Source organism: Streptomyces sp. SAI-135, from assembly GCF_029893805.1.
Classification (GTDB): Bacteria; Actinomycetota; Actinomycetes; order Streptomycetales; family Streptomycetaceae; genus Streptomyces.
Genome location: NZ_JARXYP010000002.1, coordinates 952,959 through 977,535, shown reverse-complemented (window position 1 = coordinate 977,535; position 24,577 = coordinate 952,959). Strand labels below are relative to the sequence as shown.

The 24,577-nt window shown below is 72.4% G+C and carries 19 protein-coding genes; 10 read left to right on the top strand and 9 right to left on the bottom strand.

All coding sequences use genetic code 11. The features are described from left to right. Positions 1-13: 13 nt before the first annotated feature. The 3 genes from M2163_RS08800 to M2163_RS08790 are packed head-to-tail and all read left to right on the top strand — an operon-like array spanning position 14 to position 5,357. The gene (locus tag M2163_RS08800) at positions 14-1,792 is read left to right on the top strand and encodes a carbohydrate-binding protein (protein ID WP_280893644.1); all 1,779 of its coding nucleotides are present in this window, start codon (positions 14-16) and stop codon (positions 1,790-1,792) included. A 20-nt stretch (positions 1,793-1,812) separates the two neighbouring features. Continuing rightward, the gene (locus M2163_RS08795; protein WP_280893643.1) at positions 1,813-4,155 is read left to right on the top strand and encodes a glycoside hydrolase N-terminal domain-containing protein; all 2,343 of its coding nucleotides are present in this window, start codon (positions 1,813-1,815) and stop codon (positions 4,153-4,155) included. Then, positions 4,152-5,357, top strand: a complete 1,206-nt coding sequence (locus M2163_RS08790) for an SGNH/GDSL hydrolase family protein (RefSeq protein WP_280893642.1) — start codon at positions 4,152-4,154, stop codon at positions 5,355-5,357. Before M2163_RS08795 ends, M2163_RS08790 begins: the two co-directional genes overlap by 4 nt. A gap of 7 nt (positions 5,358-5,364) precedes the next feature. On the opposite strand, the gene M2163_RS08785 is transcribed toward M2163_RS08790, so the two are convergent. From M2163_RS08785 to M2163_RS08765, 5 genes are all read right to left on the bottom strand, one after another. After that, entirely contained in the window at positions 5,365-8,304 is a 2,940-nt protein-coding gene (locus M2163_RS08785; protein ID WP_280893641.1) for a helix-turn-helix transcriptional regulator, read from the bottom strand. A 141-nt stretch (positions 8,305-8,445) separates the two neighbouring features. After that, positions 8,446-8,799: a UBP-type zinc finger domain-containing protein gene (locus M2163_RS08780; protein WP_280853369.1), complete on the bottom strand. Its 354-nt coding sequence runs from the start codon at positions 8,797-8,799 to the stop codon at positions 8,446-8,448. After that, positions 8,796-10,253 (bottom strand): ATP-binding protein, encoded by a 1,458-nt coding sequence (locus tag M2163_RS08775; protein WP_280853370.1) that lies wholly within the window; start codon positions 10,251-10,253, stop codon positions 8,796-8,798. The genes M2163_RS08780 and M2163_RS08775 overlap by 4 nt, the downstream gene beginning before the upstream one ends. Continuing rightward, a complete protein-coding gene (locus M2163_RS08770; protein WP_280853371.1) occupies positions 10,250-11,926 on the bottom strand; it encodes an FAD-dependent oxidoreductase in 1,677 nt (558 codons plus the stop codon). The genes M2163_RS08775 and M2163_RS08770 overlap by 4 nt, the downstream gene beginning before the upstream one ends. A gap of 120 nt (positions 11,927-12,046) precedes the next feature. Further along, complete coding sequence (locus M2163_RS08765; RefSeq protein WP_280853372.1) at positions 12,047-12,400, bottom strand: VOC family protein; 354 nt, start codon at positions 12,398-12,400, stop codon at positions 12,047-12,049. A 60-nt stretch (positions 12,401-12,460) separates the two neighbouring features. On the opposite strand from M2163_RS08765, the gene M2163_RS08760 reads away from it, so the two are divergent. Continuing rightward, positions 12,461-13,333 carry a universal stress protein gene (locus M2163_RS08760; RefSeq protein ID WP_280853373.1) on the top strand — a complete coding sequence of 291 codons (873 nt, stop codon included), beginning with the start codon at positions 12,461-12,463 and terminating at the stop codon, positions 13,331-13,333. Position 13,334: 1 nt separating this feature from the next. On the opposite strand, the gene M2163_RS08755 is transcribed toward M2163_RS08760, so the two are convergent. The 3 genes from M2163_RS08755 to M2163_RS08745 all read right to left on the bottom strand — a co-directional run bounded on the left by M2163_RS08755 (position 13,335) and on the right by M2163_RS08745 (position 16,934). Then, on the bottom strand, positions 13,335-14,576 hold the full coding sequence (locus M2163_RS08755; RefSeq protein WP_280893640.1) for a DUF4032 domain-containing protein: 1,242 nt from the start codon (positions 14,574-14,576) through the stop codon (positions 13,335-13,337). A gap of 40 nt (positions 14,577-14,616) precedes the next feature. Continuing rightward, a complete protein-coding gene (locus tag M2163_RS08750; RefSeq protein ID WP_280853375.1) occupies positions 14,617-15,363 on the bottom strand; it encodes an MBL fold metallo-hydrolase in 747 nt (248 codons plus the stop codon). Positions 15,364-16,304: 941 nt separating this feature from the next. Next, complete coding sequence (locus M2163_RS08745; RefSeq protein WP_280893639.1) at positions 16,305-16,934, bottom strand: alpha-ketoglutarate-dependent dioxygenase AlkB; 630 nt, start codon at positions 16,932-16,934, stop codon at positions 16,305-16,307. Between the two features lie 113 nt (positions 16,935-17,047). Between M2163_RS08745 and M2163_RS08740 the strand changes: the two genes are divergently transcribed. Continuing rightward, complete coding sequence (locus tag M2163_RS08740) at positions 17,048-17,674, top strand: TetR/AcrR family transcriptional regulator (protein ID WP_280853377.1); 627 nt, start codon at positions 17,048-17,050, stop codon at positions 17,672-17,674. Between the two features lie 17 nt (positions 17,675-17,691). Next, positions 17,692-19,365 carry an FAD-binding dehydrogenase gene (locus M2163_RS08735; protein ID WP_280853378.1) on the top strand — a complete coding sequence of 558 codons (1,674 nt, stop codon included), beginning with the start codon at positions 17,692-17,694 and terminating at the stop codon, positions 19,363-19,365. Here M2163_RS08735 and M2163_RS08730 read toward each other — a convergent pair. Continuing rightward, the gene (locus M2163_RS08730) at positions 19,362-19,712 is read right to left on the bottom strand and encodes a DUF488 family protein (RefSeq protein WP_280893638.1); all 351 of its coding nucleotides are present in this window, start codon (positions 19,710-19,712) and stop codon (positions 19,362-19,364) included. The genes M2163_RS08735 and M2163_RS08730 overlap by 4 nt on opposite strands. 140 nt (positions 19,713-19,852) lie before the next feature. Here M2163_RS08730 and M2163_RS08725 point away from each other — a divergent pair, with 140 nt between their 5' ends. From M2163_RS08725 to M2163_RS08710, 4 genes are read left to right on the top strand one after another with little or no spacing between them, the layout of a single operon-like run. Further along, positions 19,853-21,238: a M1 family metallopeptidase gene (locus M2163_RS08725; protein WP_280893637.1), complete on the top strand. Its 1,386-nt coding sequence runs from the start codon at positions 19,853-19,855 to the stop codon at positions 21,236-21,238. Positions 21,239-21,279: 41 nt separating this feature from the next. Further along, a complete protein-coding gene (locus tag M2163_RS08720) occupies positions 21,280-22,023 on the top strand; it encodes a L,D-transpeptidase family protein (RefSeq protein WP_280893636.1) in 744 nt (247 codons plus the stop codon). 18 nt (positions 22,024-22,041) lie between these two features. Next, the gene (locus M2163_RS08715) at positions 22,042-22,743 is read left to right on the top strand and encodes a response regulator transcription factor (RefSeq protein WP_280853382.1); all 702 of its coding nucleotides are present in this window, start codon (positions 22,042-22,044) and stop codon (positions 22,741-22,743) included. Continuing rightward, the gene (locus M2163_RS08710; RefSeq protein WP_280893635.1) at positions 22,740-24,557 is read left to right on the top strand and encodes a HAMP domain-containing sensor histidine kinase; all 1,818 of its coding nucleotides are present in this window, start codon (positions 22,740-22,742) and stop codon (positions 24,555-24,557) included. The genes M2163_RS08715 and M2163_RS08710 overlap by 4 nt, the downstream gene beginning before the upstream one ends. Positions 24,558-24,577: the final 20 nt, after the last annotated feature.

The following is a 24,577-nucleotide window of genomic DNA, read 5'->3' as shown; positions in this document are numbered from 1 at the left end:
GGAGGCACGACCCATGCGGTCATCCTCGTACTTCGCCCTGCCCGCCAGAGCCCTGCTGGTGCTCGCCCTCACCGCGGTCGCCGTCCCCACCGCCCACGCCGCCGACACTCCGGCGCCCGCCCCCGCAGCCAAGCCCTACATGGGCTGGTCGAGTTGGAGCATGCAGTCGTCCAAGTACCCCGGCCTCAACCCGGACGGCGACTACAGCTACCTCACCGAGGCCAACGTCCTCAAGCAGACCGACGCCCTGGCCGCCAAGCTGAAGAAGTACGGCTACGAGTACGTCAACATCGACGCCGGCTGGTGGATGGACAAGACCTGGAAGTCGGGGTTCGACCAGTACGGCCGCCAGAAGCCCGACCCGGGCCGCTTCCCGCACGGCATGAGGGCCGTCGCCGACCGCATCCACGCCAAGGGCCTCAAGGCCGGCATCTACCTCCCGGCCGGCCTGGAGAAGGGGGCCTACGGCGACGGGAAGACGCCGGTCTGGAACGCAGAGGGCTGCACCACCGCCGACATCGTCTACGACGACCTGCGCACCACCAACGGCTGGGACAGCGCCTACAAGCTCGACTTCTCCAAGCCCTGCACCGACAAGTACATCGACTCCCAGGCCCAGTTGATCGCCGACTGGGGCTACGACTTCCTCAAGCTCGACGGCGTCGGCCCCGGCTCCGGCAAGAGCGGCGACCAGTACGACAACGTTGCCGACGTGGCCGCCTGGCACCGGGCCATAGCCGACACCGGCCGTCCGATCCACCTCGAACTCTCCTGGTCCCTCGACATCGGCCACGCCGCCGACTGGAAGAAGTACTCGCAGGGCTGGCGCATCGACACCGACGTCGAGTGCTACTGCAACACTCTCGTGAGCTGGGAGAACTCCGTCGACGACCGCTGGGACGACACCCCGGCCTGGACCCGGCACGCCGGACCCGGCGGCTGGAACGACCTCGACTCCCTCGACGTCGGCAACGGACAGATGGACGGCCTGACCAAGGCCGAACGGCAGAGTTACGCCACCCTGTGGGCCATCGCCAAGTCCCCCCTCTACACCGGCGACGACCTCACCCGACTCGACTCCTACGGCCTCTCCCTGCTGACCAACCGCGAGGTCATCGCGATCGACCAGGGCCCCAACCCGCCCGCCCAGCCGGTCACCCCGTCCGACCCGCAGCAGGTGTGGGCCGCGAAGAACACCGACGGCACCTACACCGTCGCCCTGTTCAACCTCGCCGACGCCCCCGCCGCCGTCACCGCCGACTGGACCACCCTCGGATTCACCGGCAAGGCGTCCGTCCGCGACGTGTGGAACCACGAGAACCTCGGCACCTACAAGAACAAGGTCACCCAGGCCCTGCCCGCCCACGGCTCCCGCCTGTTCACCGTCACCCCGCGCGGCACCGCGCTCGCCCTCACCGGCTACGAGGCCGAGTCCTCCGGCAACACCCTCGCCGGCAACGCCTCCGTCGGCGACTGCTCCGCCTGCTCGAACGGAAAGAAGGTGGGCAACCTGTACCTCGGCGGCAAGCTGACCTTCAACGACGTCATGGTCGCCAAGGCGGGCACCTACCAGATCAAGGTCTCCTACATCAGCGGTGACGCCCGCTCCGTGGACGTCTCCGCGAACGGCGGCGGCGCCACCCGCCACAAGCTCCCCGCCACCGGCGACTGGGGGACCGTGGCCGCCGTGTACGTGCCCGTGACGCTCAGGGCAGGCGCCAACACGATCACCTTCGACAGCGGCACCGGCTACGCGCCGGACATCGACCGGATCGACGTACCGAAGTCCTGACCGAGCCACCAGGAGCCGCCATGACCCCCACCCCCTCCAGACGCGGTGTCCTCGCGCTGACCGCCGCGCTCACCGCCCTGCCCGCCTTCAGGGCGACCGCCGCGCCGCAGCGACCCGCCGCGTCACCCACCCCCGACACCGACGCACGCCACCGGCTCTGGTGGCAGGCCCCCGCCGACGAGCACTCGATGATCGAACAGGGCCTGCCCGTCGGCAACGGCCGCCTCGGCGCCCTCGTGAGCAACGACCCCGGCCGCGAGCTCCTCCTCGTCACCGACGCCACGATGTGGACCGGCGGCCTCAACGACACCCTGGACGCCGACGGCCAGTTCCCCTACGGCCGCCAGGACTTCGGCTCCTTCACCCTGCTGGCCCGGCTCACCGTGGACCTCCCCGACCACGACCTGTCCGCCGTCTCCGGCTACCGCCGCACCCTCGACCTCGCGCGCGGCGTGAACGAGACGTCGTACGTCCGCCACGGTGTGACCTACCGGCGTGAGATCTTCGCCAGCCGTCCCGACGACGTCATCGTGCTGCACTTCACCCAGAGCGGGGGAGGCCGCTACACCGGCACGCTCACGCTGGCGGGAACACACGGCGAGGAACCCGCGCCCTCCTTCGGCGCCACCCTGCCCAACGGCCTGCGCTACGGGGCGGCGATCACGGCGTACGGCTCCGGCGGCAGCGTCGCCGTCGACGGGCCGCACATCGCCTTCAGCGGGTGCAGGGACCTCACCGTCGTCCTGAGCGGCGGCACCGACTACGCCCCCGACGCCGCCGCCCACTACCGCGACCCCTCCCTCGACCCGCAGAAACTGGCCCGCAGCAAGGTCCGTGCCGCCGCCCGCCACTCGGCGGCCACCCTGCTGCGCACCCACACGGCCGACCACCACGCCCTGTTCGGGCAGCTGGACCTCTCGCTCGGCACCTCCTCCGCCGAGCAGCGCTCCCTCGACACCTGGGAGCGCCTGCACGCACGCGCCAGGGACGGCGTGCCCGATCCGGAACTGGAGGCCCAGTACCTCCAGTTCGGCCGCTACCTGACGATCGCGGCCTCCCGCGGCAGCCTGCCGCTGAACCTCCAGGGGCTGTGGCTCGACGGCAACGACCCCGACTGGATGGGGGATTACCACACCGACATCAACATCCAGATGAACTACTGGGCGACCGACCGCGCCGGCCTGTCCCAGTGCTTCGACGCGTTCACGGACTACTGCCTCGCCCAGCTCCCCTCCTGGACCGACCTCACCCGCAGACTCTTCAACGACCCGCGCAACCGCTACCGCAACTCCACCGGCAAGAACGCGGGCTGGACGGTCGCCATCTCCACCAACCCCTTCGGCGGAGGCGGCTGGTGGTGGCACCCGGCGGGCAACGCCTGGCTGTGCAACTCCCTGTACGAGCATTACGAGTTCACGGCCTCCCGCGCCCATCTGGAGAAGATCTACCCCCTTCTCAAGGGCGCGTGCGAGTTCTGGGAGGCACGGCTGCTGACCATGACCCTCCCGGGCACCTCGCGGGAGGTCCTGGTCGCCGACAGCGACTGGTCGCCCGAGCACGGCCCCCTCGACGCCAAGGGCATCACCTACGCCCAGGAACTCGTGTGGGCCCTGTTCGGCAACTACTGCACGGCAGCGGCCGAGCTGAAGAAGGACACCGGCTTCGCCGCCACGATCGCCGGCCTCCGCAAACGCCTCCACCTCCCGCAGGTCAGCCCCACCACGGGCTGGCTGGAGGAGTGGATGTCCCCCGACAACCTCGGCGAGACCACCCACCGGCACCTGTCCCCGCTCGTCGGACTCTTCCCCGGCGACCGCATCCGCCCCGACGGCTCCACCCCGGCGGGAATCGTCGAGGGCGCCACCGCCCTGCTCACCGCCCGCGGCATGGAGAGCTTCGGCTGGGCCAACGCCTGGCGCGCCCTGTGCTGGGCCCGCCTGAAGAACGCCGACAACGCCTACCAGCTGGTCGTCAACAACCTGCGGCCCTCCAGCGGCGGCAGCAACGGCACCGCTTTCAACCTCTTCGACATCTACCAGGTGGAACAGGGCCGAGGGATCTTTCAGATCGACGCAAATCTGGGTACCCCTGCAGCGATGATCGAGATGCTGCTCTACTCCCGCCCCGGCCACCTGGAACTCCTGCCGGCCCTGCCCGACGCCTGGGCCGCCTCCGGCTCCCTCAGCGGAGCGAACGCCCGCGGCGGCTTCGTCGTCGACCTGCGCTGGCGGGACGGCACACCGACCGAAGCACGGATCCGCAGCACCGGCGGCCGCACCACGACGGTCGCCCACGCGGGAAGCACCCGCACGGTGACGCTGAGGCCGGGCGAGACGGTCACCCTGAAGGGCTTCGACCGTTGAGCCGCCGGACCGTGCGCCGGGCCCGGCTGGTCGCCGTCACGGTCGTGGCGGCGGCCCTCCAGGCCACGCCCGCACCGGCCGCCGTCAGCCCGCCCGACGGGGTGATCACCTGGGGTGCGAGCGCCTACGCCCTCGGTGAGTCGGCCGCCGACCGCGGCTACCGCATGGTCGTCCACACCAGCGTCGGCGGCCGTGACCTGCGCGTGCGGCTCTCCAACGCCTTCGGCCACCAGCCGGTCACCTTCGACAGCGTCTACGCCGGCCGCCGGCTGGAGGGCGCCGCCCTGGTGCGCGGCTCCAACCGGCGTCTCACCTTCGACGGCTTGTCCTCCGTCACCGTGGAACCCGGCGCCACGGTGTACAGCGACCCGCTGCCCGGCACCCTGGCCGCCGGCTCGGACCTGGTCGTCAGCCTGCACACCCCGGACGCGGCGGGCCCGGTCACCGGCCACGGGATGGCCCTGCAGACGTCGTACGCCACCCGGGGCGACCACACCGCCGAGGAGAGCGGAGCCCACTGGACCGAGCCGATCAGCTCGTGGTTCTACCTCGACGCGGTCTCCGTGCGGACACCCGCCGCCACCGGGGCCGTCGTCGCGCTCGGCGACTCCATCACCGACGGCTGGCAGTCCACCGGCGACCGCAACCGCCGCTGGCCCGACTACCTCGCCCGCCGTCTGCAGAAGGCGCACACCACGATCAAGGGCGTGGCCGACGAGGGGATCTCCAGCAACAGGGTGCTGTCCGACGGCACCGCGCCGAGCGCCCTGAACAGGCTGGACAGGGACGTCCTGTCCCAGCCGGGCGTGCGTACCGTGTTCCTCTTCGAAGGTGTCAACGACCTCAAGGCGCGCAGCGGCGTCACCGCCGCGGACCTGATCTCCGGCTACCGCGAGATCGTGGACCGGTCCCACGACGCCGGCAAGTGCGTGGTCGTCTCCACCATCGCCCCCTTCAAGGGCTGGCCCGAATGGAACGCGGACGCCGAGGCGGTACGCCAGGAGGTCAACGACTTCGTCAGGAGCCACGCCGACGAGTTCGACGCGGTCAGCGACTTCGACCGCGTCCTGCGCAGCCCCTACGACCACGAACGGATGCTCCCCGTCTTCGACGGCGGGGACCACATCCACCCCAACGACAAGGGCATGCAGGCCATGGCGGACTCCGTCGACCTGAACAGCCTGGAGTGCGCACGCCGCTGAGGGACCGTCAGCCGTGGGCCGTCGTCTCGGGGGCGATCAGTCCCTCGCGGTAGGCGACGGCCACGGCCTCGGTGCGGCTCGCCGCGCCCAGCTTGGCGAGGATGTTGGAGACGTGCACGCTGGCCGTCTTGCCGGTGATGAACAGCTCCTCGCCGATCTGCCGGTTGCTGCGCCCGCGCGCGAGCAGCCGCAGCACGTCCTGCTCGCGGGCCGTGAGCGGCGGCGCGGTGGGCGCGGCCTCGGCCGGGCCGCCGCGCCGGAGCAGCTCGTCCGTCCGCTCCAGGAACACGGTGGCACCGAGCCGGGCGAACACCGCACGCGCCGCCCGCGCCTCGGTCACGGCCTCATCACGTCGGTCCGCGGTGAGCAGGGCCTCGGCGTACCGCAGGCGGCAGCGCGCCTGCTCGTACACGTCACCGAAGTCGAACGCGGCGACCGCCCGCGCCCAGGCCTCGGCGTCCGGCCCCGACACGGCCCGGGTCCACTCCGCCTCGGCGCGGGCCAGCCAGGCCTGGCCCTCGGGCCCCTGCGGCACTCCGTCGTGCACGGCGAGGGCCCTGGCCGGCGCCAGCAGCTCGGTGGCGGTCTCCGCCCACCGGCGGGCTCCCTCCTGGTCTCCCTCCAGACGCAGGCCGGTGGCCCGGTCGGCGACCGCCGACAACGCGAGGGCGGCGAGCCGCACGGTGACGTGGGGAGGGGTGCCCGCGTCGTCGGTGAGGACCGTGACGGTGGACCGCATCCGCTCCACGGCCGCCTCCGCGTCACCCTTCAGGGCAGCCGCCTCGGTCAGCGCGATGCCCGCGACGAGCGCGGCCATCCAGTCGAACGGCCCCTCCAGGAGCGTCCTGGCCCGGTCGGCGGCCCCGAAGTCACCGCGTGCGAGCGCCACGTAGAGGGCGGGCGCGATCCGGTACCCGCCGGCCGCGGGCAGCACCGCGGCATCGGTGTCCGCCGCCCGGACGCACTCGTCCCAGCGGCCCAGCGTGTACAGCACCAGCAGCTGGAGATAGCGCATCTCCATCGGATACGGCGACGACAGCAGCCCGGCCCTGCGGGCGCGGTCCAGTCCCTCCGTGATCCAGGGCAGGCACTCGTCCAGGTGCCCGGCCTCGAAGGTGCCGATGGCGAGGTTGAACAGCGCGCGCATCTCGACCGCCGCGTTGCCCGAAGCGCGGGCCAGCTCCCGAGCCCGCCGCAACCGCTCCCGTCCCTCCTGCGACCTGCGCCCACCGCCCTCGACGACCGCCAGGGAGATCAGCAGGTCCGCCTGGGCGTCGGTCACGCCCAGCTCCTCCGCCGTCTCCAGGGCCTGCCGCGCGACCCGCAGCGCGGTCTCGTTCTCCCCCACGTGACGGGCCGCCAGCACATGGGTCGCCGCGGCCCACACCCAGGTACGGGACGGGGGGTCCGCGGGGATCATGTCGAGCGCCTCGCTGCTGTAGGCGAAGGCCGCGGTGAGGTTGTCGACGGTCATCAGGTTCCCGGCGAGCGTGTAGCGCACCCGGGCGGCGAGCTCGGAGTCCTCCTCCTGGCCGACGCCGGCGAGCGCGGCACGTGTGAGCGAGACCGCCCGGTGCAGTTCGCCGGCGTGCGCGGCCGCCGCCGAGGCCCGCAGCATCAGCCGGACCCGGTCGACCCCCTCGCCCGAAGGACGCGCGGAGGGCTCCACCGCCGACCACAGGTCCAGGGCCGTCTCCAGATGACGTAGCTCCTCGGCCGGCGCCCCGACCCGCTCGGCGTGGTCCGCGGCCTCCAGGGAGGCGGCGAGCGCGGGGGCCAGGTCATGGCTCTCCCGGTAGTGATGGGCCCGCTCCGCCGCGCTCTCGGCCCGGTGCGCCCGCCCGTCGAGCAGCCGGGCGAACGCCCCGTGCAGCCGGGCCCGCTCACCCGGGAGCAGATCGGCGTACACGGCCTCACGGGCGAGGGCGTGCCGGAACGCGTACGTGTCCCCTTCCCCGGACACCAGGACCTGCCGTCCGACGGCCTCGCGCAGGGCCGACTCCAGCTCCTCCTCGGGCAGTCGTACGGCATCCCGCAGCAGGTCGTGCTCGACGCGCCGCCCGGCCACGGCGGCGGTGCGCAGCACCTCCTGGGCGGTGTCGGACAGCTGCTCGAAACGGATCAGCAGGACGTCGGCCAGCCCGCTGGGCACCCCGCCCTCCCCGCTCCCCGTGGCGGCCAGCAGTTCCTCGGCGTAGAAGGCGTTGCCCTCGGCCCGCTCGACGATCCGCCGCACGGTGGTGTCCGGCAGCGGCCCCTCGCGCAGGGCCCGCACCAGCCGCGCCACCTCGCCGTCGGCCATCGGCCGCAACTCCAGCCGCTCGACGGCGGGCAGCCGCACGAGCTCGGCGAGCAACGGCCGCAGCGGATGCCGGCGGTGCAGGTCGTCCGCCCGGTACGAGGCGAGAACGGCCAGCCGGTGCGTGGGCGCCCCACCTGCCGAGCGCTGGAGGATCCCCCGGCTGAGCAGGAACCGCAGCAGGTCCCGGGACGACTGGTCGGCCCAGTGCAGATCCTCCAGGACGAGCAGCAGGGGAGCGATGTCGGAGAGATCGGCGAGCAGCGCGGCGATCGACTCGAACAGCCGCAGCCGCCCACCGGAGTCCCCGGCGGAGCCGCCGCCCAGCAACCGCTCCACCACCGGGTACGCGGCGAGGGCACCGGTGAACCGCTCGTCCTGCGCGATCGCCCCGAGCACCTCCGTGAAGGGGAGGTAGGGCAGGCCCACATCACCGAGATCGACGCAGTGCCCGCCGAGCACGGTCATCCCGGCCGCCGCGGCCCGCCCCTTGAGCTCGTCCAGCAACCGCGTCTTGCCGACCCCGGCGTCCCCGGCGACGAGCACGGCCCGGGCTTCCCCGCCCCGGGCCCGTCCCAGCACCCCGGAAAGCCGGGCAAGCTCGTCGTCCCGCCCGATGATCGGCGTACTGATGGAGATCTGCGACACGACTACATCCTGGCACGCCACGCCGACAGCGCATGTGGTCCGGCGGCGCGGTGACCTACCCCAGGGGCGCGGGGAACCGCGCGATCAACCCCAAACGGCCCGCAGCCGCCGTAGGACAAACCGAACCGAGCCCGTGGGCGCTCAACGCCGCAGCACCCGCACCCAGTCGGCAGGCACCCGCCCCTCGGGACCCGGCGCGGGCTGGCTCTCGGGGTGGCTCCCCGGCCCGGCCAGCTCCGGCCCCGCCTCGAACATCTCACTCGTCTCGAAGTTCCAGAACCACTCCTCACCCGGTTCGAAACTCTGCACCAGGGGATGCCCCGAGTCCCGGAAGTGCCCGGTCGCGTGCTGCCCGGGGGAGGAGTCGCAGCACCCCACGTGCCCGCACTGCGCACACCGCCGCAGATGGAACCACCAGCCGCCCGCCGCGTCGCACTCCACACACCCCTCGCCGCTCGGCGGGACGCTCGGGTCGATCCCCTTGACGTCGGTCATGCGGTCTCCTCGGTCGAGTCGTTGTCCACGGCGGTCAGCGGAAGCAGCACCTGGAAGCGGGTGTCGCCCGGCACCGACTCCACCTGCAGTGTCCCGTGGTGCTTGTTGACCACGATCCGCCAGGAGATGTCCAGTCCGAGCCCCGTCCCCTCGCCCACGGGCTTGGTGGTGAAGAAGGGGTCGAAGATCCGGCCGCGGATGTCCGGCGGCACCCCGGGCCCGGTGTCCCGGAACTCCACCAGCAGCCGGTCGTGGTCGAGCGCGGTCCGGACCGTCAACGTCCCTTCCCCGCCGACGCTGTTCATGGCCTGCACCGCGTTGTCGATGAGGTTCGTCCACACCTGGTTGAGCTCGGCGGGATAGGCCGGGATCCTCGGCAGGGTCCGGTCGTACTCCTTGACGACCTTGATCTGCTGCCCGATCTTCCCGGACAGCATCAGCAGCGTGCTGTCGAGGAGTTCGTGCACGTCGGCCACCTGATAGGGCGCCCGGTCCAGCTGGGAGTACTGCTTGGCCGCGTCGACGAGATGGGAGATGCGGGCCGTGGAGTCGTTGATCTCGTCCATCAACAGCTCGGTCTCGACGGTGTAGTTGAGCCAGCCGATCGCGTTCGGCAGGATCTCCTCGCCCACGGTCGCCGCGACCTGGTCGAGCCAGTCCACGTCGAGGCCGCCCTGCACGAAGGTCGGCGCGATCCGCCAGCCCTCCTGGATGCCGTGGTCGTCGAGCCAGTCGGCGAGGGCGTCCTCCCGGTCGGAGGCCTCAAGAGGGCTCAGCGTCGGCGCCTTGGCGACGCGTTCGGCCGTGCGCTCCTGCATGTCGATGAGGTTCGCCATCACCTCGGGGCTGTAGGAGCCCTGGGCGATGACGGCGAGCTTGTGCCGCATCTTGCCGACCCGCTCGCGCAGCGTCGACGTGGCCCGTACGGCCGCGGCCGCCGGGTTGTTGAGCTCGTGGGTGAGACCGGCCGACAACGAGCCGAGCGCCAGCAGCCGTTCCCGCTGGCCGATGGCCCGCTGGGTGTTCTTCGAACCGAAGAAGAGCCCCTCCAGCAGGTGCACGGCCATCGGGAACCACTCCTGCATGAAGGCCGCGAACGTCTCCGAGGGCAGGACGAAGAACCGCGAGGGTTCCGTGACCCGCATGGAGCCGGCGTAGGTCTGCTGCACCCGGTCGCCCAGGTAGGCCTGCATGGAGCCCGCGTACACCCCGCGCTGCGAGGTGCGGTTGATCTCGATGTCGTCGCCGCCGACCCGGCGGGAGAGGACGACCGTGCCCTCGATCATCACGTAGAAGCAGGTGGCGGGTTCACCCTCGTTGTACACCGGGCCGGGTTCGAACTTCTCGACCCGTCCCGCGGCGCACAACTGCCCGAGCTGTTCCGGGCTCAGCTTCTCGAACAGGAACAGCGACCCGATCTCCCCGGGACTGCACGGCATCAACTGGCCGCTCACGACTGCTCCAGGTACCGGTGGACGAGCATCACTGCCATGGCTCCCTCTCCGACGGCGGACGCGACCCGCTTCGCGGACTCGGCGCGCGCGTCGCCCGCGACGAACACGCCCGGAATGTTGGTCTCCAGGTGGTACGGAGGCCGGTCCAGCTCCCAGTCCGCCGGTGGCCGTCCGTCGGGGGTGAGGTCCGGCCCGGCCAGGATGAAACCGTGCTCGTCCCGCAGCACCGTGCCGTCCAGCCAGCCGGTGAGCGGGGCCGCGCCGATGAACACGAACATCCACTGCGCGTCGACGAGTTCGGTCTCCCCGGTGTCCACGTCGCGCAGGGTGAGCTGCTCCAGGTGGTCGGAGCCGTGCGCGGCCTCGACGACGGTACGCGCCCGGACCGAGATGTTGGGCGCCTCCTCGATCTGCTGGATCAGGTAGTGCGACATCGACGCGGCGAGGTCGGGCCCGCGCACCAGCAGGGTCACCGACTTGGCGCCCCGGGACAGGTACATGGCCGCCTGTCCCGCCGAGTTGGCGCCGCCGACGATGTAGATGTCCTGACCCTGGCAGGAGGCGGCCTCGGTCAGCGCCGAGCCGTAGTACACCCCGCAGCCGGTCAGGTCCGTGCAACCGGGCGCCTCCAGCTGCCGGTACGACACACCGGTCGCCAGGATCACGCTGTGCGCGGCCACCGCCGACCCGTCCGAGAAGCGCACGGTGCGGGCCGCGCCGTTGACCTCCAGACCGGCCACCTCGCGGGCGGTGAGGATCTCGGCCCCGAACTTCGTCGCCTGCCGCCGGGCCCGGTCGGTGAGCTGGGCACCCGACACGCCGTCCGGGAAGCCCAGGTAGTTCTCGATCCGTGAGCTCTGACCGGCCTGTCCGCCGGTCGCCGAGCGCTCCACGAGCACGGTCCTGAGCCCCTCCGAGGCCCCGTACACCGCCGCGCCCAGCCCGGCCGGACCACCGCCGATGACGACGAGGTCGTAGAAGTCGGCGGTCGGGGTCGTGGCGAGACCCACGTGGGCGGCCAGGTCGGGTGCCTCCGGCTCGACCAGGGGAGTGCCGTCCGGGGTGATCACCACCGGCAGCCGCCGGCCGTCCTGCCCCGCGGCCGCCAGCAGCCGCTGCCCCTCGGGCTCGTCCGTGGAGTACCAGCGGTAGGGCACCTGGTTGCGGGCCAGGAACTCCCGCACGTCCGAGGAGCGCGCCGACCAGCGGTGTCCGATGACCTTGGTGGCGGGCACGGGGCGGTAGTCGCTGCACCGCCACGCCTCCAGGAGGTCGTCGAGGACCGGGTAGAGCTTCTCCTCGGGCGGGTCCCACGGTTTGAGGAGGTAGTGGTCGAGGTCGACGACGTTGATCGCGTCGATCGCCGCGTTGGTGTCCGCGTACGCCGTCAGCAGCACGCGGCGGGCCCCCGGGTACACGTCCAGGGCCTGTTCGAGGAACTCGATGCCGTTCATCTGCGGCATGCGGTAGTCGGCCAGGATCACCGCCACGAGGTCACCGCGCAGCTTCAGCTCCCGCAGCGCCTCCAGCGCGGACTCACCGGACTCCGCGCGCACGATCCGGTACGACTCGCCGTAGCGCCGCCGCAGATCGCGGGCGACGGCACGGGAGACCCCCGGGTCGTCGTCCACGGTCAGGATGACGGTCCGCGCCGATTCGGCGGCCTGTGCCATGCGTCTCCCCACGCCGGGCGGTCGGTCGGGGCCCGGCGCCCCCCGTGGTCACCGGCCCGGTCCCGCCCATCGTATGTTCGATCGCCCGGCTGTGCGCAGATATGGCTGACCCTGCCCTTGTCAGGCTCGGCGCTCGCCCAGCACGCAGAACTCGTTGCCCTCGGGGTCCACGAGCACCACCCAGGGCTGCTCACCCTGCCCCACGTCCGCGTGGCGGGCGCCCAGGGCGAGGAGACGGGCGACCTCGGCGTCCCGGTCCTCGGGCCGGAAGTCGAGGTGGAGCCGGTTCTTGACGGTCTTCGGCTCCGGCACCGGCACGAACAGCAGTCCCGGCGTCCGGTCCTTCTCGGGGCGGATCTCGAACTCGTCCGGTGAGTCCCCGACCACCACCCAGCCCAGCGCCTCGGCCCACCAGCGCCCGAGGGCGGCCGGGTCGGCCGAGTCCACGATGACTTGTTCCCACTCCAGTGCCATACCGGCAGCGTAGTGAAGACTGGACCGCACGCACGCGACCACGACCACGGAGGCCACCGTATGACCCGCCCCATCACCGCAGGCATCGACGGAACCGAGGAGAGCCTCGCCGCCCTGGGCTGGGCCGCCCGGGAGGCGGTCCGGCGGGACACGGGGCTGCGGGTGGTGCACGCCTGGCGGTTCCAGCCGTACGAGGGCGTCGACGCCGGGGACCGGGACACCCAGGCGGGCTGGGCGCGGGACGCCATGACCGAGGCGGTCCGAACCGTCACCGGGCGGTACGCCGGCCTGGAGGTGGACACCGACCTGGTGGAGGGCGGCAGCGTCGACGTGCTGGTCTCGGCCGCGGCCGACGCCGAGATGCTGGTCCTGGGCTCCCGTGGGCACGGACCGGTGGTCGGCTTCCTGATCGGCTCGGTGGGCCAGCAGGTGATCGCCGAGGCGACGCGGCCCGTGGTGCTCGTGCGGGCCGGCGACCAGGCGAGCGCGGAGGCCGCGGGGCGCGAGATCGTCGTGGGCCAGGAGGGCGACCCGGAGGACAGCGCCGAGACCCTGCGGTTCGCCTTCGAGACGGCGGCGGCCCGGGGAGCGGCCGTGCGCGCCGTGCGGGCCTGGACGCTGCCGCCGGTGTTCGCCTACAGCCCGGGCTCGCTGAAACTCCTGGACGAGGCCGGCGGGCTGGAGCCGTACGAGAAGAAGGCCCTGGCCGCGGCGCTCCAGCCGTGGCGGGAGCGCTTCCCCGACGTGCCGGTCGTCGAGCACGTGGAGATGGGCAGCGCGGGCCAGGTGCTGCTGTCGGTGACCGCGCGGGCCCAGCTGATGGTCGTCGGCCGGCGGGCCCGCCGTACCGCCGTGGGCGCGCGGATCGGTTCGGTCGCCCACGGGGTGCTGCACCACGCGGACTGCCCGGTGGCCGTGGTGCCGCACGCGTGAGTCAGTCCTCGGCGGCGAGAGTGGGCTGGAGCGTCTCCCGGGCTCTGGGGAGGATGTTCTTGATGTAGTCGTCCACCACCGTGTCCAGCCCGATGTCGTGCTGGGCCCGCTCGGACAGGTACCAGCGGTGCTCCAGGAGCTCGTGGTAGATCTCGGCCGGGTCCATCGAGCCGCGCATCTCCAGCGGTACGGCCCGCACCGTGGGCCGGAAGACGTCCCGCACCCAGCGGTGCGCGAGCACCTCCGGGCGGGCGCCGAGGGGGTCGCCCGGGGCGTAGTCGTCCTGGGTGGCCATCCAGCTCTCCAGGTCGTTCAGCAGCCGCCGGGCCTGGTTCTCCTCGGTGTCCAGGCCCGTCAGGCGCAGGAGTTGGCGCTGGTGGTGGCCCGCGTCCACGACCTTCGGCACGAACGTGACCGAGTCGCCGTTGGGCGCGTGCTCGATCTGCATCTCGGCCACGTCGAAGCCGAGGTCGTTGAGCCGCCGGATCCGGCGCTCTATGTAGTGGTACTTGCCCGCCGGGTACACGGACCTGCGGGTCAGCTCCTCCCACAGGCTGCCGTAGCGCGAGCAGATCTCCATGCCGAACTCGATCGCGTCCACCGAGGGATGCAGTGCCCCGGAGGCCTCCAGGTCGAGCAGCTCACCGCTGATGTTCACGCGGGCGAGGTCGAGGTCGTAGTCCCGCTGCCCGGGGCTGAGCTGCGGATGCAGGTCGCCGGTCTCGGCGTCCACGAGGTAGGCGGCGTAGGCACCCGCGTCGCGCCGGAACAGGGTGTTGGACAGGGAGCAGTCGCCCCACGCGAATCCGGCCAGGTGCAGACGGACCAGGAGGACGGCCAGGGCGTCCATCAGGCGGTGCATGGTGGCGGGCCGCATGGTCGTCTCGAACATCGAGCGGTACGGCATCGAACCGCCCAGGTGCCGGGTGACCAGCACCGGTTCCAGCGGGGCCTCCTCGGCGTCGGTGCGCCCGGTGACCACGGCGAGCGGGTCGACGGCGGGGATGCCGAGCCGGTCCAGGTCGCGCAGCAGCTCGTACTCGCGCAGCGCCGGCCGCTCGGCGAGTTCCTTCACGGCGATGACCTCGTCACCGGCACGGGCGTAGCGCACCACGTGCCGGGATATGCCGCGCGGCAGCGGGACCAGGACCTCCTCCGGCCACTCCTCCAGCGGCAGGTGCCACGGCAGTTCGAGCAGGAGCGCGGGGTGCTCCGGGTTCGTCGCGCTGATCTGCAGTGCCATGGTGCGGTGTCCTTGTCAGGCCGGTGATCGTCACCTCACCTTAGAGCGCGCGCTCCTTGGCCTGAAGTGCCGATTCACGGACTGGACCGCGGTGGGCCGGGCCGTGTCCGGGCACGAGGAGATCGCCCTCCAGCTCCGCGAACACGTCCAGCGACGCCACGGCCCGCGCGCGCTCGTGGTGGAACATGTCCGGCAGCAGCTGGGGCCCCTTGACCCGTGAGGTGGGGTGGCCGCTCACCAGTCCGTCGCCGGAGATCACCACACCGCGTTCGGGGAGGTGGAAGGCGCAGTGCCCGTCGGTGTGGCCCGGCGTGTGCACGGGCACCGGCCGGCCCGGCAGGTCGAGGGCGCCCGCCACCGGGAAGGGCTGCGGGGCGGCGACCGGCACATGGGCGGTGCCGCCCACCCGGATCGCGTGCACCGCCCACGGCAGGACCCCGGGGCGCCAGCCGTTCTTCAGCACTGTCCCGACGGAGACCTGGTGGAGGAACTCCCGCCGCGCGTGCGGCACTTCGGCCTCGTGCAGGTAGACCGGCGTGCCGTAGGCGGAGCGCAGGTACTCGGCGGACCCGAGGTGGTCGTTGTGGGCGTGCGTGATGAGCACGGCGGTGAGCGCCTCCGGTGAACTCCCCACCTCGGCGAGGGAGGCGAGCAGCTGCTCCCGGTCGCCCGGGTAGCCGGTGTCCACCAGCGTGGCGGAGCTTCCCTCGGTCAGGATCACCCAGTTCGTGTTGCTGCCGTGCACCAGATAGATGCCGTCCGCGACTTGCTGCACGCCTGCGCTCATGATCGCCCCGCCCGGTGAGTACCTGCCCGACGGCACACAGCAAAGCAGACGCTCAGGCCAATCGGAGCGGCGGGTACCGGTCTTCCAGCGCTCAACTTCCTTGCCACCGGGGCGTCCTCGGGCACCGTCCACGCAGCCGCGGCGCGCGCCGGCCGTAGGGGGTGCATCGGGCCGGCGCACCCGCCGGGCCGTCTCGCTGCGGCGGGCTGCCTCCAGCGCCGCCCGGCGGGGTCGGCTTCGCCCGCCGGCCGTGGGAGCCCCACGGGACCGGCGCACTCGCGGAGACCTGTACCTCGGGCTCCCGGCCCGCGGTAGCCGCTGCTCGCCGGTCCGCCCCGTCCGGCCCCTGGCGGCGCGGTCCGAGTGGCTACCGCGCGCCGTGCCGGGCGGTGGGGCCCGTCTTCCTCTTCTGCACGAAGACCACGGGTCAGGCGTGCACGTCGGATCGGGTGCGCTCGTGGAGACCTGCGTCTCGGTCTCCCGGCCCCCCCACGCCCCGGTTCTCGTGCTCCCGGCCTGCTGCCGCAGCCGAGCCCGTCCTGCCCGTCCGGCCCCCGGCGGGGCGGTCCGAGTGGCTACCGCGTGCCGTGCCGGGCGGCGGGGGCCCGTACTCCGTCAGGCGCGCACGTCGCACCAAGTGCGTTCGCGGAGACCTGCGCCTCGGTCTCCCGGCCCCCCCACGCCCCGGTTCTCGTGCTCCCGGCCTGCTGCCGCAGCCGAGCCCGTCCTGCCCGTCCGGCCCCCGGCGGGGCGGTCCGAGTGGCTACCGCGTGCCGTGCCGGGCGGCGGGGGCCCGTACTCCGTCAGGCGCGCACGTCGCACCAAGTGCGTTCGCGGAGACCTGCGCCTCGGGCTCCCGGCCCCCCACGCCCCGGTTCCCGTGCTCCCGGCCCGCTGCCGCAGCCAAGCCCGTCCTGCCCCCGGAGGGACGAGGCCGCGCTTCAGCGCACGCCGTGCGGGCGGAACTGGATGCTGATGCGCGGTCCCGTCGCGCGCGAGGACTTCGGTACGGCGTGCTCCCAGGTGCGCTGGCAGGAGCCGCCCATCACGATCAGGTCGCCGTGGCCCAGCGGCCGTCGCAGCGTCTCGCCGCCACCCCGTGCCGGCCGCAGCAGCAGGTCGCGCGGGGCCCCCACGGAGACGATGGCGACCATGGTGTCCTGACTCGCCCCGCGCCCGACCCGGTCGCCGTGCCAGGCGACGCTGTCCCGGCCGTCGCGGTAGTAGCAGAGCCCGGCGGTGGTGAACGGCTCGCCGAGCTCGTCGGCGTAGTGCGCGGTGAGTGCCTCCCGGGCCTCGTCCAGCACGGGGTGGGGCAGGGCGTCGTCCGCACCGTAGAAGGCCAGGAGTCGCGGTACGGCGACGACGTGGTCGTACATCTTGCGGCGCTCCGCGCGCCACGGCACCTCGGTGGCGAGCTGTTCGAACAGGGCGTCGGAGCCGCGCAGCCAGCCGGGCAGCACGTCGATCCAGGCGCCGTGGGCGAGCACGGTACGGCGGATTCCGTCGAGCGGGCCGAGCCGGAGCTGGTCGGTCTGGTCGAAGAGGGAGCCCTGGAGGTGCGCGGTCATGGATCCAGCGTACTCCTCGTTCGAAAATCTGTTCCCATAAGATCCGCGAGGCGCCCCGCACTTTCGATACATCGCTGTATCGGATACATTCGCGTATCGAACGGAGGGCCGACATGGCGACACAGGACACGGCCAGGCGCGTGACCAGGCGCCGGGTCCGCACCCGTGCCAACCTCCTGGACGCAGCCTTCGCCGTGTTCGCCGCCAAGGGCTTCGGACGGGTGTCGATCGAGGAGGTCTGCGAGGCCGCCGGATACAGCCGAGGGGCCTTCTACTCGAACTTCGACAGCCTCGACGAGCTCTTCTTCGCCCTCTACCAGCAGCGCGCCGACCTGATCGCGGACCAGGTCTCCGGAGCCCTCGCCCTCGACGGACCGGGACTCGACGTGCCGGCCGCCGTCGACCGGGTCACCGAGGTGCTGCTCCTGGACCGCGACTGGCTGCTGGTGAAGACCGACTTCCTGGTGCACGCCGCCCGCGCTCCCGAGGTCGCCCGCACCCTGCTCGAACACCGGGCGAGGCTCCGGCGCGCGATCGCCGACCGGCTGGCACGCGCGCGTGGACACGCCGAACTGCCCGCCGTCCTGGGCGACGTCGAGGGTGCAGCCCACGCCGTGGTCGCCGCCTACGACGGGGTCACCGTCCAACTGCTGCTGGACGCGGACCTGGAGCGGGCCCGGGTCTGGCTCAAGCAACTGCTCACCGCGCTGCTCACCGACGGCAGCGACACCACCGCATGAGGGAAGGGACGGTCGCCATGGATGCCGACGTCATCGTCGTCGGAGCGGGACTCGCGGGCCTGGTCGCCGCGCACGAGCTCACCAGCCGCGGCAGGAGGGTCGCCCTGGTCGACCAGGAGAACGCCGCCAACCTCGGAGGGCAGGCCTTCTGGTCCTTCGGCGGGCTCTTCCTCGTCGACTCCCCGGAGCAGCGCCGCCTCGGCATCAAGGACTCCTTCGACCTCGCCTGGAACGACTGGCAGGGCAGCGCGCAGTTCGACCGCGTCGAGGACGAGGACTCCTGGGCGGTGCGCTGGGCGCGCGCCTACGTCGAGTTCGCGGCGGGGGAGAAGCGGTCCTGGCTGGAGGGGCACGGCATCAAGTTCCTGCCCACCGTCGGCTGGGCCGAGCGCGGCGACCTCACCGCCCACGGCCACGGCAACTCCGTGCCCCGCTTCCATGTCGCCTGGGGCACCGGCACCGGGGTGGTCGAACCGTTCGTCGGTTACGCCAAACAGGCCGCGCGCGAGGGACTGCTGACCTTCTACCACCGCCACCAGGTGGACGCGCTCGTCGTCGAGGACGGCACCGCGCGGGGTGTGCGCGGGACCGTCCTCGCCGAGGACACCTCCGCGCGCGGGGTCGCCTCCAACCGCGACCGGATCGGTGACTTCGAACTCACCGCCCAGGCCGTCGTCGTCACCACCGGCGGCATCGGCGCCAACCACGACATCGTCCGCCGCTACTGGCCCGAGCGGCTCGGCACCCCGCCCGCCGAGATGGTCACCGGCGTCCCCGCCTACGTCGACGGCCGGATGCTCGACATCAGCGCGGACGCGGGTGTCCGCCTGGTCAACCGCGACCGTATGTGGCACTACACCGAGGGCATCCAGAACTGGGACCCGATCTGGCCCGGCCACGGCATCCGCATCCTGCCCGGGCCGTCCTCGATGTGGTTCGACGCCCTGGGCCGCAGGCTGCCGGAGCCTTGTCTGCCCGGCTACGACACCCTCAGCACCCTCAGGCACCTGCGCACCACCGAGGACATCGCCGAGCACGGCCACTCCTGGTTCGTCCTCACCCAGAAGATCATCGAGAAGGAGTTCGCGCTCTCCGGCTCCGAGCAGAACCCCGACATCACCGCCAAGGACCGCGCGGGCTTCCTCAAGGAGCGCATCCTCGGCAAGGGCGCCCCGGGACCGGTGGAGGCCTTCCTGCGCGAGGGCGCCGACTTCGTGACCGCTCCCACCGTCGAGCAGCTGGTCGAGAAGATGAACGCCCTGACGGACAAGGCCCTTCTGGACGCCGCCTCGATCCGCCGCCAGATCGAGGCCCGCGACCTCCAGATCGCCAACTCTTACAGCAAGGACGCCCAGGTGCAGGGCATCCGCAACGCCCGCCGCTACATCGGCGACCGCCTCGGCCGGGTCGCCACGCCGCACCGCATCCTCGACCCGGCCGCCGGCCCCCTGATCGGCGTCAAGCTGCACATCCTGACCCGCAAGACCCTCGGCGGCATCCAGACCGACCTCGACTCCCGCGCCCTGGGTGCCGACGGCAAGCCCCTCGAAGGGCTCTACGCGGCGGGCGAGGTCGCCGGCTTCGGGGGTGGCGGCGTGCACGGCTACAACGCGCTCGAGGGCACCTTCCTCGGCGGCTGCCTCTTCTCCGGACGCGCGGCGGGGCGGGCGGCGGCGCAGCAGGTCGGCTAGGACTCCAGCAGGCGCACCAGCACGGTGGCGTGGCTCTGCTCCGGCGTCTTGGACGCGGTCAGCAGGGTCACGTCACCTTTGCGTGCCAACTCCCGTACTCGATCCAGGAGTTCGACGGCTGCGGGATCGGCCAGCTCCGCCTCGTAGCGCTCGGCGAACTCCTCGTACGAGCCCTCGCCCGCGTGGTACCAGCGGCGCAGCTCGGTCGACGGGGTGAGTGCCTTCGGCCACTCGTCCACACGGGCCGACTCCTTCGACAGACCGCGCGGCCACAGCCGGTCGACCAGGACGCGGACGCCGTCCGCGGGCTCGGGCGGTTCGTAGACACGGCGGATGCGCACGCTCACGGGCGGCCTCTCGACGCAGGGGCGGGTGCGTCGGAGCGTACTGCGCGGCCCCGCCGGGACTTGACCTGATCAGGGGTGAGTTGCGGGGAGGGGGCCTTTAGTGTGAAGCAGTTGTCCACCCCCCGACCGTAGGAGAGCACGTGCCGAAGGCCGTCAGACGCACCTTCGTCCTCGTCACCACCCCCCTCGCACTCACCGCTGTGCTGGGGGCCGCGGCGCCTTCGCCGACGGGCTCCTCCGGAGCCGGCGACCCCTACTTCCCGCTCGCCGGGAACGGCGGATACCACGTCGGCCACTACGACCTGACACTCCGTTACGACCCCGCCGGCCGTCACCTCGACGGCAAGGCGGTCCTCACCGCCCGTGCCACCCAGCGTCTGACCCGCTTCGACCTCGACTTCAAGGGCCTGACCGTCACGGGCCTGACGGTCGGTCGTGCCAAGGCCGGATTCCGCCGCTCCGGACAGGAACTCGTCGTCACCCCCCAGCGCGCCCTGCGCAAGGGGGAACGATTCACCATCACCGTGACCTACCAGGGGAAGCCCGCCCCCGTCACCGACCCGGACGGCTCGCTCGACGGCTGGATCCCCACCGACGACGGAGCCTTCGTCGCCGGGGAACCGCAGGGCGCGATGACCTGGTTCCCGGCGAACAACCACCCCACGGACAAGTCGTCGTACGACTTCACGATCACCGTCCCCCAGGGACGCACCGCCGTCGCCAACGGCGTCCTCCTCTCCCGGCACACCACGCACGGCAGGACGACGTTCCGCTGGCGCCAGAGCGAGCCCATGGCCGCCTACCTGGCCACCGCGACCGTCGGCAAGTTCACGGTGGAGCAGTTCACCACCAGGAACGGGATCCGCGTCTACAACGCCGTCGACTCGCGCGAGGCCGCCGCCGCGGCACCCGTGCTCAGGAAGCTGCCCTCCGTCCTGGAATGGGAGAGCAAGCTGTTCGGGCCCTACCCCTTCCGTGCCGCCGGATCGATCGTGGACCACGCCCCGAACGTCGGCTACGCGCTGGAGACCCAGAGCCGTCCGGTCTACGACCGCGCGCCCGACCTGAGCACCCTCGTCCACGAGAACGCCCACCAGTGGTTCGGCGACTCCGTCTCGCTCACCTCCTGGAAGGACATCTGGCTCAACGAGGGCTTCGCGACCTACGCCGAGTGGCTCTACGCCGAGCAGCACGGCGGCGACAGCGCGCAGAAGACCTTCGACGAGCTCTACGCGAAACCCGCGAGCGACGGCCTGTGGGAGTTCCCGCCCGGCAACCCCGGCAGCGGCGCCAACATCTTCGGCACCCCCGTCTACGCCCGTGGCGCGATGACCCTGCACGCCCTGCGCACGGCCGTCGGCGACCGGGCGTTCTTCCTGGTGCTGCGCGCCTGGGCGTCCGGGCACCGCTACGGCCACGGGACCACCGCCCAGTTCGAGCGCCTCGCGGAACGGGTGTCCGGGAAGGACCTGGACGGCCTGTTCCGGACCTGGCTCGACACCCCGGGCAAGCCGAACCGGCCCTAGAACCTGACGAGTTCCTCAAAAGTGTCGGTCAGAGTCGCCTCATGATCACACGCAGAACCCATGTCACCCTGCTCGCCGCGTCCCTGCTGCTCACGGGATGCGGCGGCGGTGCCGTGGCCGGCACGCAGACCGCGCCCACGCCGTCCCTGGCGCCTGCCAGGGCCACTCCCTCGCCGGAAATCTCCGTCGAGGTCGCGCCCCAGCAGATACCCGGCCTCGGCCCGAGGACCCGGGCGGGCATCCCGGCCGGCGCCCGGCAGGCCGTCGTGGTCACCGGGCGGGGCCGCGACTCGCCGCTGTCCACGGTGGTGCTGTACGAGCGCACGGAGGCCGGCTGGCGGGCCGGCGCGAGCTGGCCCGCGCACAACGCCCTCAAGGGCTGGAGCGACCACCACTTGGCCGGAGACCTGCGGTCACCGATCGGCGTGTACACCCTCACCGACGCCGGGGGACTGCTGAAGAATCCCGGCACGAAGCTGCCGTACGACCGCGGTGTCGGTTTCACCGCACCCGGCACCGGCTTCGAGGGCGAGCCGCTGGCCGGGTCCTTCGACTACGTGATCGCCATCAACTACAACCGCCGGCCGGGTACCTCACCGCTGGACTGGACACGGCCGCTGGGCGCCGGGCGGGGCGGCGGGATATGGCTGCACGTCGACCACGGCGGCCCCACCCACGGCTGTGTGAGCATCGCGGAGAAGCACATGAAGGAGCTGCTCCTCGCCCTGGACCCGGACCTGCACCCCGTCGTCGTCATGGGCGACGCGAAGTCCCTGCACCGCTGAGCGCCTAGGATCCGCCGGGTGTGCGCACATGTGCTGGTCGCAGAGGACGACGAGATGCAGGCCGAACTCATACGGCGGTCCCTGCTCGCGGAGGGCCACACCGCCACCGTGGTCCACGACGGGCGGGCCGCCCTGGACGCGGCCCGGCGGCTCGCCCCCGACCTCGTCGTCCTGGACCTGATGCTGCCATTGATCGACGGCTTCGGCGTGTGCCGGGTGCTGCGCCGCGACGCGGACATCCCCGTCGTGATGCTCACCGCACGGTCCGCCGAGGACGACGTCCTGCTCGGCCTGGAGCTGGGCGCCGACGACTACGTGACCAAGCCGTACAGCCCACGGGAGCTGATGGCCCGCATCCGGACCGTCCTCCGGCGCAGCGGGCGGGCCGCGGTGGCCGACCGGCGCGAGGATCCCGTCGTCCGTGCCGCGGGCCTCGCCGTCGATCCCGTACGGCATGAGGTGCGGTGCGAGGGGGCGCCCGTGGAGTGCACCCCGGCCGAGTTCGAGATCCTGCTGGCCATGGCCGCCGAACCCGAACGGGTCTTCTCGCGGCGGCAGTTGCTGGAGGTCACCCGGGGCACCGACCGGGCCTCCACCGAACGGGCCGTGGACGTGCACATCATGAACCTGCGCCGCAAGATCGAGGCCGATCCGCGCCGGCCGGCGCGGCTGCTGACGGTGTTCGGCGTGGGCTACAAGCTCAGCGGCGGCCGTGGATGAGCGCGCGGATACCGCTGCACAAGCGGCTGCTGGTCCGCCTGCTGATCACGTCCGGGCTCATCGCCGTGTGCTCGGTGGCCGCGACGGCCTGGCTGGCCGTGGCGACCACCACCCAGGCCCTGCGCGAGGAACAGGGACAGGCCCTCGCCGACGACATGGACGTCCTGGCCGAACTCAGCGGCTACGCGGCCACCCACCCGGACTGGTCCCAAGTGAGGGGGACAGTACGGGAGCTGTCGGCGAGGACCGGCCGCCGCATCGCCCTGACCACCTCGGACCGCCGGGTCATCGCCGACTCCGCGCCGCTCGGCACCTCCCTGCCCCCGAGTGCCGCTGCCGCCGTCGACCCCCTGCACACGGACACCTACAGCGAGCGCGGCGCCCAGATCTCCGGCATCGACCCGCGAGCGGTGGGCCCCTACCGGCTCCCCGAGGCGGAACGCGCCAAGGTCGGCGCCCTGGCCCGCAAGCGACAGCTCTGCTTCGCGCGTTTCGGTGTGGAGACCCGGCTGAGCCGCCGACCGAGCGGGCGGACGGTCCTCACCGACCCGGACACCGGTGCCGCCCCCGACCACGTGCCCGACGCCTGCGCCGACGGACTGCTCAACACGCCCACCCCGACCGAGGCGAAGGCCGTGAAGGAGCTCCAGGGGCTCGCCCGCGAGTGTCTGACCAAGGCCGGACTGGAACCCGGCATGGCCGAGCTGGTGGGGATCGAACCGACCGGGCTGGATCTGCGCGGTCCCCTCGCCGGCAAGCTCGCCGCCAAGGAGGCCCGCCTGGTCCAGCCCTGCCTCGACAAGGCCCGCCGCGCCCAGCTGGACCCCTACGTGGCGCCCGCGGCCGAGCTCTTCCTGGGCACCGGGGACACGCCCGCCGTGCTGTTCGACATGTCCCCGGCCAACAAGGCCAAGGTCGTCGGCACCGCGGGTCTCGTGCTCGCTGTCACCGTCGCCGCGACGGCCCTGGTCGCCACCCGGCTGGTGCGGCCGCTGCGCGCGCTCACCGCGGCGGCCCAGCAGCCGCCCGAACTGCATGTCCGCGTCCCCGTCACCACCCGGGACGAGACCGGGATCCTCGCCCTCGCGTTCAACGACCTGACCGAACGACGCGAACGCCTGGAGGCCCAGCGCAAGGCGATGGTCAGCGACATCGCCCACGAACTGCGCAGCCCGCTCACCAACATCCGCGGCTGGCTGGAGGTCACCCGGGACGGGGTCGTCCACCCCGACCAGGTCCTGCTGGCCTCCCTGCACGACGAGGCCCTCGTCCTCCAGCGCGTCATCGACGACCTCCAGGACCTCGCGGACGCCGACGCCGGCACCCTGCGCCTGCACCGGGAGCCCGTCCGCTGCGACGAACTCCTCCAGCAGGTCGCCGCGGCCCACCGCGTCGCCGCCGACGCGGCCCGGGTCGAGCTGCGCACCGACGTCGGCGGCGAGCCATGGCTGGACGCGGACCCGGTCCGCATGCGGCAGGCCCTCGGCAACCTGGTGTCCAACGCGCTGCGCCACACGCCGGCCGGCGGCAGGGTCACCCTGTCCGCGCGGCGGGACGGCGAGGACACCGTCCTGGAGGTCGCCGACACCGGCACGGGCATCGCGCCGGGCGATCTGGCGCACGTCTTCGACCGGTTCTGGCGCGCGGAGAAGTCCCGCAGCCGTCGTACCGGCGGCTCGGGTCTGGGGCTGCCCATCGTCCGGCATCTGGTCGCGGCCCACGGCGGCACGGTCGCCGCGGCGAGCGAGCCGGGCACCGGCAGCGTCTTCACCCTGCGGTTGCCCGGGCGTCCCGCGCCGGGGGCGGACGCCTGATTCCTCTCGTGGCCTGCGGG

Bases quoted from the DNA above. Each gene is read 5' to 3' on its own strand.
- M2163_RS08800 (WP_280893644.1), top strand. From the start codon at position 14: ATGCGGTCATCCTCGTACTTCGCCCTGCCCGCCAGAGCCCTGCTGGTG.
- M2163_RS08795 (WP_280893643.1), top strand. From the start codon at position 1,813: ATGACCCCCACCCCCTCCAGACGCGGTGTCCTCGCGCTGACCGCCGCG.
- M2163_RS08780 (WP_280853369.1), bottom strand. From the start codon at position 8,799: ATGACCGACGTCAAGGGGATCGACCCGAGCGTCCCGCCGAGCGGCGAG.
- M2163_RS08770 (WP_280853371.1), bottom strand. From the start codon at position 11,926: ATGGCACAGGCCGCCGAATCGGCGCGGACCGTCATCCTGACCGTGGAC.
- M2163_RS08765 (WP_280853372.1), bottom strand. From the start codon at position 12,400: ATGGCACTGGAGTGGGAACAAGTCATCGTGGACTCGGCCGACCCGGCC.
- M2163_RS08760 (WP_280853373.1), top strand. From the start codon at position 12,461: ATGACCCGCCCCATCACCGCAGGCATCGACGGAACCGAGGAGAGCCTC.
- M2163_RS08755 (WP_280893640.1), bottom strand. From the start codon at position 14,576: ATGGCACTGCAGATCAGCGCGACGAACCCGGAGCACCCCGCGCTCCTG.
- M2163_RS08750 (WP_280853375.1), bottom strand. From the start codon at position 15,363: ATGAGCGCAGGCGTGCAGCAAGTCGCGGACGGCATCTATCTGGTGCAC.
- M2163_RS08745 (WP_280893639.1), bottom strand. From the start codon at position 16,934: ATGACCGCGCACCTCCAGGGCTCCCTCTTCGACCAGACCGACCAGCTC.
- M2163_RS08740 (WP_280853377.1), top strand. From the start codon at position 17,048: ATGGCGACACAGGACACGGCCAGGCGCGTGACCAGGCGCCGGGTCCGC.
- M2163_RS08735 (WP_280853378.1), top strand. From the start codon at position 17,692: ATGGATGCCGACGTCATCGTCGTCGGAGCGGGACTCGCGGGCCTGGTC.
- M2163_RS08720 (WP_280893636.1), top strand. From the start codon at position 21,280: ATGATCACACGCAGAACCCATGTCACCCTGCTCGCCGCGTCCCTGCTG.
- M2163_RS08710 (WP_280893635.1), top strand. From the start codon at position 22,740: ATGAGCGCGCGGATACCGCTGCACAAGCGGCTGCTGGTCCGCCTGCTG.